This window comes from Frateuria sp. YIM B11624, assembly GCF_049727805.1.
In the GTDB taxonomy this organism is placed as follows: domain Bacteria; phylum Pseudomonadota; class Gammaproteobacteria; order Xanthomonadales; family Rhodanobacteraceae; genus Frateuria_A.
The window spans coordinates 30639-47319 of the sequence record NZ_JBCNYA010000021.1 but is presented as its reverse complement, the minus strand read 5'-3'; the positions used below and the strand labels follow the sequence as shown (position 1 = coordinate 47319).

Sequence of the window (16681 nt, the reverse complement as noted above, 5' to 3'; positions counted from 1 at the left end):
TTCCACGATGCACCTGGAACTGCCCAAGGCCCGGCTCGACTCGCTCAAGGATTTCCTCAAGCACTATCTGATGATCGTGCTCAGCATCCTCACCGCGCTGGGGCTGGAGGCATGGATCGAACACGCGCACCACCGGCACGCGGCCGAGACAGCGAGCGCCCAGATCGAAGGAGAGATCCGCGCCAACCTCGATGGCGTGCGCTCGGCGCTTGCGCAGGACACGCGACGGGCCAAGGCGCTTGCCACCGTCCGCGTCGCGCTGGAGGAGGACCTGAAGGCCGGCAAGCCCGATGCGGCGATGGCCGCGCACATACGTGAGCTGGTGGCCGCCGGCGGCTTCAACCTCAACCTGCGCTGGCCCACCCTGCGGCAGGAAGCCTGGGACGTGGCGGTCGCCAACCAGTCGGCAAGCTGGATGGACCCGGCGCGCATGCGCCGCTACTCCGTGGCTTACGCCAGCCAGCGCGACGTCATCGCCTCGCTGGGCGCGAACCTCTCGCTGGTGATGAACGGCCCGCGCATGATCGACACGATGACCGATCTGCGTACCGGCAACGTGCAGCCCCGCGAGTTTCTGCACGTGGTCAGCCAGATGGCGGTGATGCTCGACCAGGCCGAGGACAACCTGCGCACGCTCGAGCAGCATCTGCAGGCGGCCCTCGGGACTACGCCCGAGGCGTGATCCACGGCCTCGCTGCGGCGGCCATGCCCGGCCGCAGCCCACCGCCCGTCAATGCGCCACCGGTAGGTGGTAGGACGCTCCCAGCACACAACGGTACAGCGCCAGGGGCATCAGCCCCATGGCCGCACGGCGCGCATCCAGTCCAGCCCGATCCTCGACCGGTTGCATGGTCAGGGCGCCGTGCGCGTCAGGCTCGAACTGCGTGCCGTATCGCTGCGGCTGGCCCTGGGCCAGCAACACGCGGTCGGTCAGCATCGCCAGATCCTGCTTTCGCACGCCCGCCGCCTCGCCTCGCCCCTTTAGCGTGCGCAACATCTGGAGCTGGAACGCGCTGTCGCGATCGGCATGCTGGACCAGCAGCCACGCATCGGCCATGCCTTGCGCCCCTACCTGCGCAATGGTCGGAAAACCCTGCCGCGCGACCACGTCCTTGAGCCAGGCGAGATTGCCGGCGTCGACCTGGAGCACCGCCTGCATCGCAGCCTGGTCCGCCTTGCCCTTGGCCATCGCGGCGTCGCGTACCCGGGTATCCGCCGCCGCACGCTCAGTCAGCGCACTGCGCAACGCCGGCCGGGTGAACACACGGCCGGCGTCCGCCGCCGCAGCGGCGCCATCGCCATGCGGATGCGCTGCCGCCCACACCGCCAGTCCGGGGCAGGCCTTCATCAGGGCCGCGTCCTCGTCGGCCGTGGAGGCGCGGGCCGCCGGTGCCGCCAGAAGCATTGCCAGCAAGAGTCCCGCTCGTATCACGCCTCTTCCTCCATGAAGGCGGCCTTCGCCGCTACTTCTTCTTCGGGATGTACAGGTCGGTGATGGTGCCCTCGTAAACCTCGGCCGCCATCGCCACCGACTCGCTCAAGGTCGGGTGCGGGTGGATGGTCAGCGCGATGTCGGCCGCCTCGGCGCCCATCTCGATGGCCAGGGCCAGCTCGGAGATCAGGTCGCCCGCGTGCGGACCGACGATGCCGGCGCCGACCACGCGGTGCGTTTCCTCGTCGAACAGCAGCTTGGTGAAGCCTTCGGTGCGGTCGATGCCGATGGCGCGGCCGGAGGCCGCCCACGGGAACTTGCCCACGCCGATCTTCAGGCCCTTTTCCTTCGCCTCGCGCTCGGTCACGCCGACCCAGGCGATCTCCGGGTCGGTGTAGGCGACCGACGGGATCACGCGGGCGTCGAAATGGCTCTTCATGCCGGCCACCACCTCGGCCGCGACACGCGCCTCATGCGTGGCCTTGTGCGCCAGCATCGGCTGGCCGACCAGGTCGCCGATGGCGAAGATGTGCGGCACGTTGGTGCGCATCTGCGTGTCGACGTTGATGAAGCCGCGCTCGGTCACCGCCACGCCGGCCTTGTCGGCGCCGATCTTGCCGCCGTTGGGCGAGCGGCCCACCGCCACCAGCACGCGGTCGAACACCGTGGTCTCGGGCATGCTCTCGCCTTCGTAGCGGACCTCGATGCCCTTCTTGGTCGCCTTGGCCTCGACTACCTTCGTCTTGAGGTGCACGCCCTTGAGCTTGCTCCCCAGGCGCTTGGCCAGCGGCTTGACCAGGTCGGCATCGGCGCCGGGGATGAGCTGGTCCATGAACTCGACCACGGTCACTTCGCTGCCCAGGCCCGCGTACACCGTGGCCATCTCCAGGCCGATGATGCCGCCGCCGACGACCAGCAGCTTCTTCGGAATGTCCTTGAGTTCCAGCGCGCCGGTGGAATCCATCACGCGCTCGTCGTCCCACGGGAACATCGGCAGGCGCACGGCCTGCGAGCCGGCGGCGATGATCGCGTGCTCGAAACGGACGAGCTTCGTACCCTCGGCCGTCTTTACTTCCAGCTCGTGCGGCGAGACGAAGCTGCCGGTGCCTTGCACGGTACGCACCTTGCGCTGCCTGGCCATGCCGGCCAGGCCGCCGGTGAGCTTGCCGACCACCTGTTCCTTGAAGTGCCGCAGCTTGTCCAGCTCGATCTTGGGCTTGCCGAAGCTGACGCCGTGGGCCGCCATGGCCTCGGCTTCGTCGATCACCGCCGCGGCGTGCAGCAGCGCCTTGGAGGGAATGCAGCCGACGTTGAGGCAGACGCCGCCCAGGGAGGCGTAGCGCTCGACCAGCACGGTGTCGACGCCCAGGTCCGCGGCGCGGAAGGCGGCGGTGTAGCCGCCCGGGCCGGAGCCGAGGACGACGAGCTTGCATTCGATGTCGGGCTGGCGGCCGCTGGGGCTTGCCGGTTTTGCCTCCTCTCCCCTCCGGGGAGAGGACTGAGGTGAGGGGGCGGGGCTCGCGGGAACGTCTGTCTGTGCCTTCGCTCCGTTGCCAGTTTCGGGCGAGGGTGACCCCTCACCCCGACCCTCTCCTCCGGCCTTGTTTCCATTCGGGGGAGAGGGAGCAGAAGCCTCGGCTTCGAGCGTGAGGATCACCGCGCCTTCGGACACCTCGTCGCCCACCTTCACCTTCACGTCCCTGACCACGCCGGCGGCGCTGGAGGGCACCTCCATGGTGGCCTTGTCCGACTCCAGCGTGATCAGGCTCTGTTCCTTCTCCACGCGGTCGCCGGCCTTCACCAGCACCTCGATCACCGGCACGTTGTCGTGGCCGCCGATGTCGGGGACCTTCACTTCGATCATGTTCGCCATGGCCGCGCCTCCGTCAGAGCAGCAGCCGGCGGATGTCGCCGAGCTGGTTGGCGAGGAACGCGGCGAAGCGCGCGGCGAGCGCGCCGTCGATCACGCGGTGGTCGTAGGAGAGCGACAGCGGCAGCATCAGCCTCGGCGCGAACTCCTTGCCGTTCCACACCGGCTTCATGGACGCCTTGGACACGCCCAGGATCGCCACTTCCGGCGCGTTGACGATCGGCGTGAACGCGGTGCCGCCGATGCCGCCCAGCGAGGAGATCGAGAAGCAGCCGCCGGACATCTCGGCCGGGCCGAGCTTCTTCTCGCGCGCCTTCTTCGAGATTTCGCCGAGCTCGCGGGCGAGGTCGAGCAGGCCCTTCTGGTCGCAGTCGCGGATCACCGGCACCACCAGGCCGTCGGGCGTGTCCACCGCGATACCGATGTGGAAGTACTTCTTGAGGATCAGCTTCTCCCCGGTTTCGTCCAGCGAGGCGTTGAACTGCGGGAAGTGCTTGAGCGCAGCGACCACCGCCTTGATCTGGAACACCAGCGGGGTGACCTTCAGATCCTTGTTCTCGGCGCCGAGCTGCTTGCGGAAGGCCTCCAGCTCGGTGATGTCCGCGTCCTCATGCTGCGTGACGTGCGGGATCATCGCCCAGTTGCGCGCGAGGTTGGCGCCGGAAATCTTCTGGATGCGCGAGAGCGGCTTTTCCTCGACCGGGCCGAACTTGGCGAAGTCGACCTTCGGCCACGGCAGCAGGCTGAGCCCGCCGACCGCGCCGGCCGGGGCGCCGCCCTGCACCGGGCGCGCGCCGGAAGCCAACGCGTGCTTGACGTAGGCCGAGACGTCCTCGCGCTGGATGCGCCCGCCGCGGCCGGAACCCTTCACCTGCGCGATGTCCACGCCCAGCTCGCGTGCAAAGGCGCGGATCGCCGGGCTGGCGTAGGGCGCATCGCCGGGCATCACGATCTTCGCGTCGAACGGCGCGCGCGCCTGTGGGCGCACGTCGCCCTCGGGCACGTTGCCGGGCAGCACGCCGCGGCCGCCGACCGGCGCGGGCTTTCCCTCGCCCTTCGGCCCGCCGCTGCTGACCGGCAGGCCGGTGGCGGATTGGGCATCGGGCGAGGACGGCGCGGCTGCGGCCGGGGCGGGCGCCGCCGCACCGCTTTCGATCAGCGCAATCACCGCGCCCTCGGACACCTCGTCGCCGACCTTGAGCTTGAGCTCCTTCACCACGCCCTCGAACGGCGCCGGCACTTCCATGGTGGCCTTGTCCGATTCCAGCGTGATCAGGCTCTGGTCCTTGGCCACGGTATCGCCGACCTTCACCAGCACCTCGATCACCGGCACGTTGTCGTGCCCGCCGATGTCCGGCACACGCGCCTCGCGCACGCCACCGCCACCAGCCGGCGGCGCGGCGGGCGGCGGCTGCGGCGCGGCCTCGTCGACGGCGCCCTTGCCCGAGCGCGGCTCGGCCGCCCTGGCCTGCTGGCTGGATAGCGGCGCGGCCGCCGGCGATTGCTGCGAGGCCGGCCCCTCACCCCTGCCCTCTCCCCGGCGGGGAGAGGGGGACGCGGAGCCGGCTTCGCCGGCGGTTTCCAGGATGGCGATCAGCGCGCCCTCGGCCACCTCGTCGCCGACCTTGAGCTTGACCTCCTTCACCACGCCGGCGAACGGCGCGGGCACTTCCATGGTCGCCTTGTCCGACTCCAGCGTGATCAGGCTCTGCTCCTTCTCCACGCGGTCGCCGGCCTTCACCAGCACTTCGATCACCGGCACGTTGTCGTGGCCGCCGATGTCGGGGACGCGTGCTTCTTTGAGGTCGGCCATGGGGATCTCCTGCGATGTCGGGGACGCAGCGCCCGGGGGATGGCGCCGCGCAAGGCCTCCCATGATAGCGAACGGCCGCCCGCCGCGTCGTCCCGTCGCGCTCCCGGGCCCGAGGGACTGCCGCCCGCGGCGGGGCATGCATGACCTTGTGCCGATGTGCCCGCCCACCCCGGTGCCTATCCTGAGTCCCGGCGCGCCGCGCGGGGCGGCGCTCGAGGAGCCCGCATGCTGACCATCCGCCACCTGTCCAAGACCTACGCCAACGGCGTGCACGCGCTGCGTGGGATCGACCTGGACATCCCGCAGGGCATGTTCGGCCTGCTGGGCCCCAACGGGGCGGGCAAATCCTCGCTGATGCGCACCATTGCCACGCTGCAGGACCCCGACCAGGGCAGCGTCGAGCTGGACGGGCTGGACCTGCTGGCCGACAAGCCGGCCACCCGCCGCCTGCTCGGCTACCTGCCGCAGGAATTCGGCGTCTACCCGAAGGTTTCCGCGGAGGCGATGCTGGACCACTTCGCCGTGCTCAAGGGCGTCACCGCCCGCGGCGAGCGGCGCGACCTGACCGAGGCGCTGCTGCGCCAGGTCAACCTGTGGGACGTGCGCAAGCGCAAGCTCGGCACCTACTCCGGCGGCATGCGCCAGCGCTTCGGCATCGCCCAGGCGCTGATCGGCAGCCCGAAGCTGGTGATCGTCGACGAACCCACCGCGGGCCTGGATCCGGAGGAGCGCAACCGCTTTTTGAACCTGCTGGCGGAGATCGGCGAAAAGGTGGTGGTGATCCTGTCCACCCACATCGTCGCCGACGTGACCGACCTGTGCCCGCGCATGGCGATCATCGGCCAGGGCCAGGTGCTGCTCACCGGCGAGCCGCGCGAGGCGATCCGCAGCCTGGACGGGCGCGTGTGGCGCCGCTCGATCGACAAGGCGGAGCTGGACAACTACCGCGCCCGCATGACCATCCTCTCCACCCGCCTGGCCGGCGGCCGCACGCTGCTGCACGTGCTGGCCGACGCGCTGCCGGAGCCCGGCTTCGAACCGGTGGCGCCAGACCTGGAGGACGTCTACTTCGGCCGCCTGCGCGCGCAGGCCACGGCGCGGGCGGCCTGACGCCATGCTGGGAGAGATCTTCCGTTTCGAGTGGCGCCAGCAGTGGCGCGCGCCGCTGTTCTGGATCCTCGCGCTGACCTTCGGCGCGCTGGCCTTCGCGGTCGCCAGCACGGATGCGGTGATGATCGGCGGCGCCAGCGGCAACGTGCTGCGCAACGCGCCGATGGTGATCGTGCGGCTGGTCAACCAGTTCACCATCGTCGGCCTGCTGGCCGGCGGCGTGTTCGTCGCTGGTGCGGCGCTGCGCGACTTCGACCACAACACCGCCGAGCTGATGTTCGCCACGCCAGTCGGCCGCGGCGCCTACCTGGGCGGACGGCTGGCGGCCGGCTACGCCGCGACCGTGGCGGTGATGCTGACGGTGATGCTGGGCGTGGCGCTGGGCGGGGCGATGCCGTGGATCGACCCGGCGCGGCTGGGCCCCGCCGACTGGCGCGGCTACGGCTGGGCGTTCGGCGTGATCGTGCTGCCCGACATGCTGTTCGCGGCCTCGCTGCTGTTCCTGCTGGCCACGGTGACCCGTTCGCTGCTGGCCACCTACATCGGCATCATCGCCTTCATCGTGCTGCTGTCGCTCTCGGGCCTGCTCACCCGCGACGTCAACCACCACGTCATTGCGGCGATGCTCGATCCGTTCGGCCACCGCACGCTCGGCATCGTCACGCGCTACTGGTCGGCCGACGAGCTCAACCGCCGCCTGCCGCCGCTGGAAGGCCTGCTGCTGTGGAACCGGCTGCTCTGGCTGGGCGTGTCGGTGCTGCTGGCCGGCGCGGCGTTCGCGCTGTTTCGCACCAACCGCGAGGGCCTGCAACTGCCGCGGCGCAAGCCGCGCGCGGAACCGCCGCTGCTGCGGCCGGCAGCCGGCGCAGCGCGCATCGTTCTGCCACCGGTGGAGCTGGCGCACGACCGGCGCGCCCGCCTGACGCAACTGCGCGCCCTGCTGGCGTTCGACCTGGGCCAGGTGCTGCGCGGCGTGCCGTTCCTGGTGATGCTGGTGTTCGGGCTGGTCAACCTGCTGTTCGCGCTGGCCTTCTCGGGCGAGATCTACGGCACCGCGACCTATCCGGTCACGCACTCGGTGATCACCACGGTGCAGGGCAGCTTCCACTGGCTGCTGGCGATCATCGTGACCTTCTACGCCGGCGAGCTGGTCTGGCGCGAGCGCGACCGGCACACCGCCGAGGTGGTCGACGCTTTCCCGCTGCCGGACTGGCTGCCGCTCACCGCGCGCCTGCTGGCGCTGGTCGCGGTGGTGCTGGTGTACCTTCTGATCGGCGACCTGGTCGGCATCGGCTGGCAGCTCGGCCACGGCTACACGCGGCTGGAGCTCGGCCTGTACCTGGCGACGCTGGGGCTGGACGCGGCGCCGTTCGTGCTGCTGGCGGTGCTCATGCTGCTGTTCCAGACGCTGGCCGGCAGCAAGTTCATGGGCTACCTGCTGGGCATCGTGTGGCTGGTCGTCTCGCTGATCGGTTTCCCGCTGCTGCACTGGGAGCACAACCTGTTCATCTACGGCCACGCCTCGTCGGTGCCGTATTCGGACATGAACGGCTTCGGCCGCTACCTGGCTGGCGCGCTGTGGTTCGACCTGTACTGGGGCTTCGCCGCGGCGGCGCTGCTGGTGGTGGCCGCGCTGTTCAACGTGCGCGGCACCGGCCAGTCCTGGCGCGAGCGCCTGCACGAGGCGCGCGCGCGGCTGCGGCGGCCGGCGGCCATCGCGTTGGGCGTGGCGCTGGCCGGCTTCGTGCTGAGCGGCGCCTGGATCTTCTACAACACCAACGTGCTCAACCACTACGAGAGCAGCGAGCAGGCCACGCGCAAGCGCGCCGACTACGAGAAGGCCTACGCGAAGTACAAGGATCTGGCGCAGCCGCGCATCAGCGCGGTGAAGACCGACGTGGACATCTATCCCTACCAGCATCGGCTCGCGATCCGCGGGCACTACACGCTGGTCAACCGGACGGCCAGGCCGATCGACGCGCTGCACGTGAACTTCGATACGCATTTCACCGTCAAGTCGCTCTCCTTCGCGCCGCACGACACGGTCAACGACGACAAGCGGCTGGGTTACGCCATCTACCGGCTCAAGGCCCCGCTCGCGCCAGGCGCCTCGATGGCGTTCGATTTCGACCTCGAGTACGCCCAGCGTGGCTTCACCAACGAGCCGAGCGGGCAGTTCCTGGCCGGCAACGGCACGTTCTTCAACAGCCAGGTGCTGCCGCGCTTCGGCTACCAGAGCGACGTGCAGCTCACCGACCGCAGCGACCGGCGCAAGTACGGCCTGCCGCCTGACGTGCCACGCATGCCCAAGCTGGGCGACAAGACCGCGCTGGGCGACAACTACGTCAGCAACGACGCCGACTGGATCGACTTCAGCACCACCGTCTCCACCGCCGCCGACCAGATCGCGCTGGCGCCGGGATATCTGACGAAAACCTGGACCGCCAACGGCCGGCGCTACTTCACCTACACCGCCGACCGCCCGATGCTGGATTTCTTCGCCTGGCTGTCGGCGCGCTACGCGGTGAAGAAGGACAGCTTCGAGGGCATCGCCATCGAGGTCTACTACAACCCCGAGCACGCCTGGAACGTGGACCGCATGATCCAGGCGAGCAAGGATGCGCTGGCCTACTACCAGGCCCACTACACGCCCTACCAGTACCGCCAGTTGCGCATCCTGGAGTTCCCCAACTACGCAACCTTCGCGCAGTCGTTCGCCAACACGATCCCCTACTCCGAATCGCTCGGCTTCATCGCCGACCTGCGCGATCCTTCGAAGATCGACTACGTGTACTACGTCACCGCGCACGAGGTGGCGCACCAGTGGTGGGCGCACCAGGTGATCGGCGCGCACATGCAGGGCTCGACCATGTTGAGCGAGTCGCTCGCCCAGTACTCGGCGCTGATGGTCATGAAGCACAAGTACGGCGCCGACCAGATGCGCAAGTTCCTCAAGTACGAGCTGGACAAGTACCTGATGAGCCGCGCCACCGAAAAAGTGGCCGAGGAGCCGCTGGCGAAGGTCGAGAACCAGCAGTACATCCACTACAACAAGGGCTCGCTGGTGTTCTACGCGCTGCAGGACTACGTCGGCGAGGACACCTTCGACCGGCTGCTGAAACAGTTCCTGCTCGCCTGGCGGTTCCGCGGGCCGCCCTACCCGACCTCGCAGGATTTCATGGACACGCTCAGCGAAGGTCTCGATCCGAAGTGGAAGGGCCTGCTGGACGACCTGTTCTGGAAGATCACGCTGTTCGACAACCGCATAAACGATGCCACCGCGAAAAGGCTGCCGGGCGGCCGCTACGAGGTGACGATGAAGGTGCACGCGGGCAAGGTGCATGTCGACGGCACCGGCAGGGAGACGTCCGCCACGCCGGACGTGCCGATCGAGATCGGCGTGTTCGCTGCCTCGCCGGGCAAGGGCCGCGACGGCAAGCCGCTGTACCTGGAGAAGCGCCTGCTGCCGGCGGGCGACAGCACCATCACCGTGACGGTGGACGGCACGCCGGCCGAGGCGGGCATCGACCCGTTCAACGAGCTGATCGATCGTGTGTCGGGCGACAACCGGCGGCCGGTGGTGGTGCAGTAGCAGCGTTCAGCCTTGCCAGGGAACCCGCTCGCTCGCGGCGGGCGTCCCTTTGGGCGTGGCCGAAGCAGCGCCGGTCGATCGGCGGCGGCTGTTGGGCGTCAGCCCACCTGGCGGGTCCCGTCCGGCAGCGCGCCCTGCACCACGGTGAGCTCGCGCTGCGGGAAGGGGATGCTGATGCCCACGTCGGCGAAGCGCTCCTTGATCTTGCGCAGCAACTCGGTCTGGGCGCCCCAGAGGTCCTCGCTGCGCGTCCATGCGCGGACGATCAGCTCGACCGCGCTTTCGCCCAGCGTGCCGGTCACCACGGTGGCCGGCGGCTCCTTCAGGATGCGCACATCCGCCGCGAACAGCTTCTCGATCTCCGCGATCGCCTGGCCGATGTCGTCCTTGTAGCCGATGCCGATCTTCAGCTCGAAGCGGCGCGTGCCGCGGCGGTTGGCATTGATGATCGCATCGCCGCCGATCTTCGCATTCGGCACGATCGCCTCGCGGTTGTCCGGCAGCACCAACAGCGTGTACATCAGGTTGACCGTCTCCACCGTGCCGTCGACGCCGCCGGCATGGATGAAGTCGCCGGCGCGGAACGGCCGGAACACGATCAGCAGCACGCCCCAGGCCAGGTTGCTGAGCGAACCCTGCAGGGCCAACCCGATCGCCAGGCCACTGGCGCCCAGGGCCGCCACCAGTGGCGCGGAAGGTACGCCGGCGGTGATCAGCGCGGTGACCACCAGTACCGCCACCAGCACGCCGTAGATCAGGTTGCGCAGGAAGCCGACCAGCGTGGCGTCCACGCTTGCGCGGTGCATCGCGCGCTGCGTGAGGTTGGCGATGCGCGCGGCCAGCCATGTGCCGATCAACAGGATCAGCAGCGCGACCAGCACGTTGATGCCGAGCCGCGTGGCGTTCTCGGAGAAATGGATCCGGGTGAGCAGGTCGGGCATCGGGGCACTCCGTGTACGAACCGACCTGCAAACCTAGCAGAACCGCGGTGATTCCCGGCGCCCACGCAAAAAAAACACCGCGCCGGTCTGGGGGAAGCCGGCGCGGCGCATGGCCGCTTCGTAGGTGGTCGATATGGGAGAGCGGCCGGACCGCGAGCCGTGGGGGCGGCTAGCGGTCCTCGGGCTTCGTCTTGGCGGAAGCCTCTTGGTGATCCTGGGCCTGGTGGTCGACCAGCGCCAGGCGCGCGCCGTCCTTCAGGCGGAACTCGAACGCCTGCTGCAGCTCGTCGAGCCGCTGCATGCGCGGGCACAGCGCTTCGGCGCGTTCGCCCAGCTTGTCGGCGCGCGCGTCCACTTCCTTGTCGATGCTCTTGTCGAGCGAATCGGCGCGCGCTTCCAGCGCGGCGACCTGGCTTTCATCGCCGCTCAGCGCGGCCTTGACCGCCTTGGCGGTGACCGTGCCGACCAGGGTCGAAACGGCGCCGCCGACCTGGTTCTCCATCAGGTCCTGCATGCTGTGCTGGCGCCACACGCCATGGCCCAGGCCGCTGTCGACCTCGGCCAGCGCCTGCCGGTGCTGCTGGTTGAGTTCGGCGACGAGCCGGCTGCGTTCGGCCGGATCGTCGGCGAAGCTGGCCACCACCGTGGCGAGCGCGTCGAAGCCGATATCCACGCCTTCGCGCGCGATCGAGGCGACCTCGGGCAGCAGGCTGCGTACCTGGCTCTCGTACTCGCGCAGGCGCTTGGCGTCGCCGGCGGACACGGCAACGTCGCGGCCGTCGATGCGCAGCGCGCCGTCGTGCATGAAAACGCTGCCCGGCGTGCCGTCCTGGCGCTCGAAGGTGATGCCGTCGGGCTTGACCAGCACGTCATAGTCGGTGCCGAAGTTGCACTTCTGGTCGTTCACGTGCAGGCCGTGCGCCTGGGCCTGCGCGCCCAGCGTCATGCCGGCGGCAAGTGCGAGGGCGAGGATCAGCGGGCGCATGGTCGTCTCCAGGGTCGACGGGTACGGCACCAGCTTCCCGCGGCCCATACGCGCCGGCATGGGCCAGGCGTCATGCCGTGCCATCGGTCATGGCCGCGCTGCACTCACGGGCGCTGCTCGATCCCGGCCACCTCCCCGTCGACCAGCGTCACGGTGATCTCGCTGCCGTCGCGGCGGTAGAGCCAGCTTTCGCTGGCCGGCGCCAGCACGGCCACGCCGCGGCCGTGGCGGCGGCTGCGATGGTGCGTCACGCGGTCGGGCCGGCCGAGCAGCTCGCGCACCTGCGCGGCGCTGTCGCCGGCCACCAGCAGGCGGCTGCCGACGCGCAGCGTGTCCGAAGCGGAGGCGGTGCAAGCCAGCAGCCAGAGGCTGGCGATGAGGATCCTGCGCATGTCGTTCCCTCCCAAGGATGGAATCGACGACGCGCGGCGGATGCGCCGGCTAGAAGCCGCCGCCTTCGGCCAGGTAGGCCAGTTCGTCCGGCGAGCTGGGCCGGCCGAGCGCCGCGTTGCGGTGCGGGAAGCGGCCGTAGCGCGCGACCACTTCGCAGTGCCGGCGCGCGTAGTCGAGGAAGCCCTCATATTGCCCGCGCCCCTGCGGCGACGCCTGTAGGGAAAGCGCGCGGAACAGCGTCACCGAACGCCACTGCAAGCCGAGATCCTCGGCATGCTCCAGCGGCAGGTAGGCGAACACGCGCTCCAGCGGCGCGAGCGCCTCGTCGTCGCGGCGCTCCAGCCCCTCCAGCACCAGTGCCTGCGCCTTGGTGTCCTGCTCGAAGGCACGCGCCTCGCCGCGGTAGATGTTGCGGCTGAACTGGTCGAGCACGATCAGCAGCGCCAGCCAGCCGTGCGGCGTGACGGTCCAGCTGTCGAGCGCGTCGACGGCGGCGGCCTCCAGGGTGTCGCTGAAACGCTCGCGGATGACCTGGTCGAACCCGGGGTCGCGCACGAACCAGCGCACCGCGTTCTCGTCGGCAAACCAGAACTGAAGGACTTCCTGCGCGCTTGCGATCATGGCCGTTCCCCCACGGAGGCCTCGGGGCCCCAGGGCGCGTCGAGCTTAGCAGCGTCGGGCACGGGCCAGGCTGTGCATGTCCAGGTGGATGCCCTGCAGCCGCGGCAGCTGGCGGCGGAGCACGAGCGCGGCGTCGGGCGTGGCGCGCTGCAGGCCCTGCTCGAAGGCGTGCACCAGCGCCGCCTCGCCGTGCGCCAGCCGGGCGATCCAGGCGACGTCGCGGTGGGGCGTTTCCGGCAGCAGCCACTCGATCAACTGGCGCCGCGCCACGCCACCCAGGCGCCCGCGCCGCGCCGGCGTGCCACCCAGCTGGCTGACCTGGCGCTGCAGGTCGGCGATGACCTGGTCCAGCGCGCCCGCGTTCTCGCCCAGCACCACGCGCAGGCCGGGCTCGTTGGCCTGCGTGGAGGCGTCGCGGTACATCGCACGCAGGTCGATGCCGCGGCGGATCAGCGCGTTGAACAGCGTTTGCGGGCGTGGCGCCACGTGGGCGTTTCCTCGAGGAATCGAAGCGGTGTGCCCATGGTCGGGCTCCCGCACTTAGCCGCGGATTAACTCCGGGCAACGAGGCGGCCTGCGCCGGCACGCCCGTCAGGCGGCATTCGGGATGGTCTGCACCCGTTCACGCCCCTCGAAAACCCGGGACCGGAGCTAGGGGCCGACCTGCAGCAGGTCGATCGGCTGGCCACCGGCACCGCGCACGCCCTGTTGCAGATCCGCCAGGCGGCGAATCGCCGGGCACAGCGCCAGCACCTGCGGACGCAGCGCCTGCATGCGGCGCTGCAACCGCGGCTGCAGTTGCGTGGCCAGGTCCGCCGCCTGGTCGCGCAGGCGCGCGGCCTCGGCCAGGTCGCCGTTCATGGCGGCCGCGAGTGCCTGCTGCCCCAGGTCGGCGGCGACCAGCGGCGCCAGGTCGCCGCCGATGCGGTCGGCGAGTTGCTGCCCCGCATCACCCTGCCAGTCGTGGGTGCTGTTGCTCTGCGCGATGCGCTGCTTGAGTTCGGCCGCGTGCGCGGCGAGCCGGCGGTCGAGTTCGGCCAGCGTGGCGGGCGCCAGTTGCATGCCGGCAGCCTCCTCGTACACCGCGCGCACGGCCAGGTCCACGCCCGCGTCCGCCACTGAGCGCACGCGCGGCACCAGCGCACGCAGCTCGCGCTCGAACAGCACCAGGCGGTCCTGGTCCTCGGCGCGCAGCCGCACCACGGCGCCATCGGTGCGCAGGCTGCCGTCGGCGACCTGAACGTGGAAGGGCGCCGGCTGCGGGCGGTCGAACATCAGGCTGTCGGGCTTGACCGTCAGGTCGTAGCTGCTGCTGGCATGGCAGGTACCCGCCAGGTCCTGCGCATGCAGGACCGACAAGGAGACCAGCATCAGGCTGGCAAAGAGGAGCCGCAGGCGCATCGCATTCCGTCCCGGCATAGGGACGTCAAGCGATACCCGCCTGCGTGTCAACCGCGGCTGAACTGGGCGATCAGTCGTGGACGAGCGGGGTCAGCAGCGACAGGCTGGGCGCTCCGTACACGCCATCGCCGGGAAGGGCGTCGACACCGCCGGCGAGCATCTGGTCGGCATCGAACCACGGCACTGGTTCCAGCGGGCCGGGCACATAGGTTTCCCACTGGCCGTACACCGGCCTCTTCGCGACAGGCCCGCTGCTGAGTTCATAGGACACTGGCTCGATCGCGATGCGGTAAGGCGCATGGTCGGACGCGTCCGCAGGCGTGAAGGTCCATGCCCGCGCCGCATCCACGCTGGCCTCGGTGAACACGTCACGCCAATGCTTCATCTCGTTCTCATCCTCGGTCACCCGCAGGTCGACCTGCCGCGCAGCCACATCGGCGACGTTGCCCTGGCGGTCGATGCGAAGGGCCAGGTAGACCGTGCCCTCCACGCGGCCGCGGATGGCCTGCCTCGGATAGCGTGGCGGAGATGACTTTTCCTGGCGGATGCCCTGGGCCGGGTCGCCGAACCAGGCACTGCGTACGGCTATCTGGAACTTGCCATCGCCCGCGGGCCGGGCAACCAGGCGCAGGCTCATGTTGGCCTTGGCGGCGACCGGCTTGCCGTCGCGCAGCACCGGCTGGAAGGTCCAGCCGGGGATGCTCTTGCCGATCAGGTCGACGATCAGCGGCGGCAGCTTTTCAGGATGGTCGATCGCGTAGGCGTGTACCGTTCCCTGCGGGGTCACCCCGATCGACCCGGTCACCACCATGCTCGCTTCGACCTGCTTCTGCTCCGCACTCGGGCCGCCGGCGAGTGCCGCGCTCGCCAGCAGGCATCCCGCCATTCCTACCAACCAGCGCCTCATCCCTGTTCTCCCCTTGGGTTCGGTGCGCGGAGTGTGCGCCCGGGATCAGCGGTGCGCAACGAACTGCGCGCGCACTGCCGGCCGTCCCAGTTGCCAGGCCAGCCAGAGCAGCAGTGGCACCAGCAGCGCCTTGAGCACCAGGCCGAGCAGGAAGCTGCGGCGGGCCTGTTCGATCACCAGCAGCAGCAGTTCCGGCTGCGGCTGGGCGAGCGCGTGCGCGCGGGCGTCGGCGAACTGGCCCCAGTGCGCCAGCATCAGGCCGCCGGTGGCCAGCGCCCACAACGCCAGCAGCAGCGCGACCACGCGCAACGCCTGGCGCGCCCAGGGGTGGCGCAGGATGCAGCCGGCGCAGGCGACGATCACCGCGAACGCACCAGCCAGGTAGGGCCAGTCGCCGTGGCGCAGGTACAGCACGCCGCCCAAGGCCGCCAGGATCAGCACGATCCAGGTGAGCACCCGCCAGGCGGCGAAGCGTGAGCTTGCCGCAGGGTCGACCGCCACCATCAGGACGCCGCCTTCAGCGCGGCCAGGTCGGCCAGCACCTGGGCGGAGTTCTTCTCCGGATCGACGTCCTGGTAGACCTTGGCGATGTTCCCCTCGGGATCGATCAGGAAGGTGGTGCGCTTCGCATAGTGCATGTCGCCATGGCTCGCCAGCACACCGTAAGCCTCGGCCACCTTGCGGTCGGCGTCGGACAGCAGCGGGAACGGCACGTGGTATTTCTTCGCGAATTCCGCGTGCGACTTGACGTCGTCCAGGCTCACGCCGACCACGTCGGCACCCGCCTTGCGCAGCTTCAGCACGTCGTCGCGGAAGGTGCACACCTCGGTGGTGCAGCCGGGGGTGAAGTCCTTCGGATAGAAGTACAGCACCAGCCAGCGGCCGTGGTGGTCGGCCGGCGTCTGCCAGTGGCCGTGCTGGTCTTGCAAGTGGAAGGCCGGGGCCGGCTGGCCGGCCTGGGGCATGGCGGCGAACGCCGGCGCGAGCAGGCCGGCGAACAGCACGAACGCGAGGGACAGCGGGAAGTGGCGGCGCATGGCGGGAATCCTTGGGGAAGCCCGTCGAGTTTACGCCGCGTCCCTTCCGTAGGGTGGGCTTCAGCCCACCGCTTCCAGCGGATGGCCGGCGGGCTGAAGCCCGCCCTACGAAAAGCCTACTGGCGGGCGATGGTGAACTTGCCGACCGACACGCCCAGGTTGATGCCCTGGCCGGTGGCCGACAGCGCCAGCGAGGTGGTGCCCTTGGTCAGCACCTGCGCCTGCGCGCTCTTGACCACGCCGGCCTCGGCGCCGGCCTGCACGTAGTCGCCGAACACCTCGTCGATGCCATGCACCTTGCTGATCTCGCCCTTGCCGTTCTCGACGCGGTACTTGCCGGCGGTGAGGCCGCCGCCGACCACGGTGATCTTCACCGCCGCGCTCTGTCCGTTGTTGCAGGTGACCGTGCCGGCTCCCTCGGCATGCTTGTAGATGATCGACCAACCCTGCAGGTTGTAGTGGAGCTCGCACTTGACCATCGGCTCGTCGGCACGCGCCTGGCCCGCGGGCAGCGCCGCCAGCAGGGTGCCGGCCAGCGCCAGGCTCGCCAGGGCAGTCATTCGCTTGTTCATCGCTGTC

The 16681-nt window shown here is 69.7% G+C and carries 15 protein-coding genes and 1 pseudogene; 3 read left to right on the top strand and 13 right to left on the bottom strand.

The window, feature by feature from the left end:
* Window positions 1-7: 7 nt before the first annotated feature.
* A complete protein-coding gene (locus AAIL17_RS11965; protein WP_424683069.1) occupies window positions 8-682 on the top strand; it encodes a hypothetical protein in 675 nt (224 codons plus the stop codon).
* A 48-nt stretch (window positions 683-730) separates the two neighbouring features.
* Here AAIL17_RS11965 and AAIL17_RS11960 read toward each other — a convergent pair whose 3' ends face one another.
* From AAIL17_RS11960 to aceF, 3 genes are read right to left on the bottom strand one after another with little or no spacing between them, the layout of a single operon-like run.
* The gene (locus AAIL17_RS11960) at window positions 731-1405 is read right to left on the bottom strand and encodes a DUF6624 domain-containing protein (RefSeq protein WP_424683091.1); all 675 of its coding nucleotides are present in this window, start codon (window positions 1403-1405) and stop codon (window positions 731-733) included.
* A gap of 58 nt (window positions 1406-1463) precedes the next feature.
* Window positions 1464-3305: a dihydrolipoyl dehydrogenase gene (lpdA, locus tag AAIL17_RS11955; protein ID WP_424683068.1), complete on the bottom strand. Its 1842-nt coding sequence runs from the start codon at window positions 3303-3305 to the stop codon at window positions 1464-1466.
* A 13-nt stretch (window positions 3306-3318) separates the two neighbouring features.
* On the bottom strand, window positions 3319-5115 hold the full coding sequence (gene aceF / locus AAIL17_RS11950) for a dihydrolipoyllysine-residue acetyltransferase (protein WP_424683067.1): 1797 nt from the start codon (window positions 5113-5115) through the stop codon (window positions 3319-3321).
* A 225-nt stretch (window positions 5116-5340) separates the two neighbouring features.
* On the opposite strand from aceF, the pseudogene AAIL17_RS11945 reads away from it, so the two are divergent.
* Window positions 5341-5814: pseudogene (locus AAIL17_RS11945) on the top strand (ATP-binding cassette domain-containing protein); the annotation flags it as partial.
* Between the two features lie 415 nt (window positions 5815-6229).
* Window positions 6230-9817: an ABC transporter permease/M1 family aminopeptidase gene (locus tag AAIL17_RS11940; RefSeq protein WP_424683090.1), complete on the top strand. Its 3588-nt coding sequence runs from the start codon at window positions 6230-6232 to the stop codon at window positions 9815-9817.
* A 98-nt stretch (window positions 9818-9915) separates the two neighbouring features.
* Here AAIL17_RS11940 and AAIL17_RS11935 read toward each other — a convergent pair whose 3' ends face one another.
* From AAIL17_RS11935 to AAIL17_RS11890, 10 genes are all read right to left on the bottom strand, one after another.
* Window positions 9916-10758 carry a mechanosensitive ion channel family protein gene (locus AAIL17_RS11935; protein WP_424683066.1) on the bottom strand — a complete coding sequence of 281 codons (843 nt, stop codon included), beginning with the start codon at window positions 10756-10758 and terminating at the stop codon, window positions 9916-9918.
* 169 nt (window positions 10759-10927) lie between these two features.
* Window positions 10928-11743, bottom strand: coding sequence for a DUF2884 family protein (locus AAIL17_RS11930; protein WP_424683065.1), 816 nt, complete (start codon window positions 11741-11743; stop codon window positions 10928-10930).
* A gap of 104 nt (window positions 11744-11847) precedes the next feature.
* A complete protein-coding gene (locus AAIL17_RS11925) occupies window positions 11848-12135 on the bottom strand; it encodes a hypothetical protein (RefSeq protein WP_424683064.1) in 288 nt (95 codons plus the stop codon).
* Window positions 12136-12184: 49 nt separating this feature from the next.
* Entirely contained in the window at window positions 12185-12757 is a 573-nt protein-coding gene (locus tag AAIL17_RS11920; protein WP_424683063.1) for a DUF924 family protein, read from the bottom strand.
* 45 nt (window positions 12758-12802) lie between these two features.
* Window positions 12803-13243 (bottom strand): PA2169 family four-helix-bundle protein, encoded by a 441-nt coding sequence (locus tag AAIL17_RS11915; RefSeq protein ID WP_424683062.1) that lies wholly within the window; start codon window positions 13241-13243, stop codon window positions 12803-12805.
* Between the two features lie 165 nt (window positions 13244-13408).
* Complete coding sequence (locus AAIL17_RS11910) at window positions 13409-14158, bottom strand: DUF2884 family protein (RefSeq protein ID WP_424683061.1); 750 nt, start codon at window positions 14156-14158, stop codon at window positions 13409-13411.
* Window positions 14159-14228: 70 nt separating this feature from the next.
* Entirely contained in the window at window positions 14229-15044 is an 816-nt protein-coding gene (locus AAIL17_RS11905) for an energy transducer TonB (RefSeq protein ID WP_424683060.1), read from the bottom strand.
* A gap of 66 nt (window positions 15045-15110) precedes the next feature.
* Window positions 15111-15569, bottom strand: coding sequence for a hypothetical protein (locus tag AAIL17_RS11900; protein ID WP_424683059.1), 459 nt, complete (start codon window positions 15567-15569; stop codon window positions 15111-15113).
* On the bottom strand, window positions 15569-16102 hold the full coding sequence (locus tag AAIL17_RS11895) for a peroxiredoxin (RefSeq protein WP_424683058.1): 534 nt from the start codon (window positions 16100-16102) through the stop codon (window positions 15569-15571). Before AAIL17_RS11895 ends, AAIL17_RS11900 begins: the two co-directional genes overlap by 1 nt.
* A gap of 116 nt (window positions 16103-16218) precedes the next feature.
* Window positions 16219-16674: a hypothetical protein gene (locus AAIL17_RS11890; protein WP_424683057.1), complete on the bottom strand. Its 456-nt coding sequence runs from the start codon at window positions 16672-16674 to the stop codon at window positions 16219-16221.
* Between the last annotated feature and the right edge of the window lie 7 nt (window positions 16675-16681).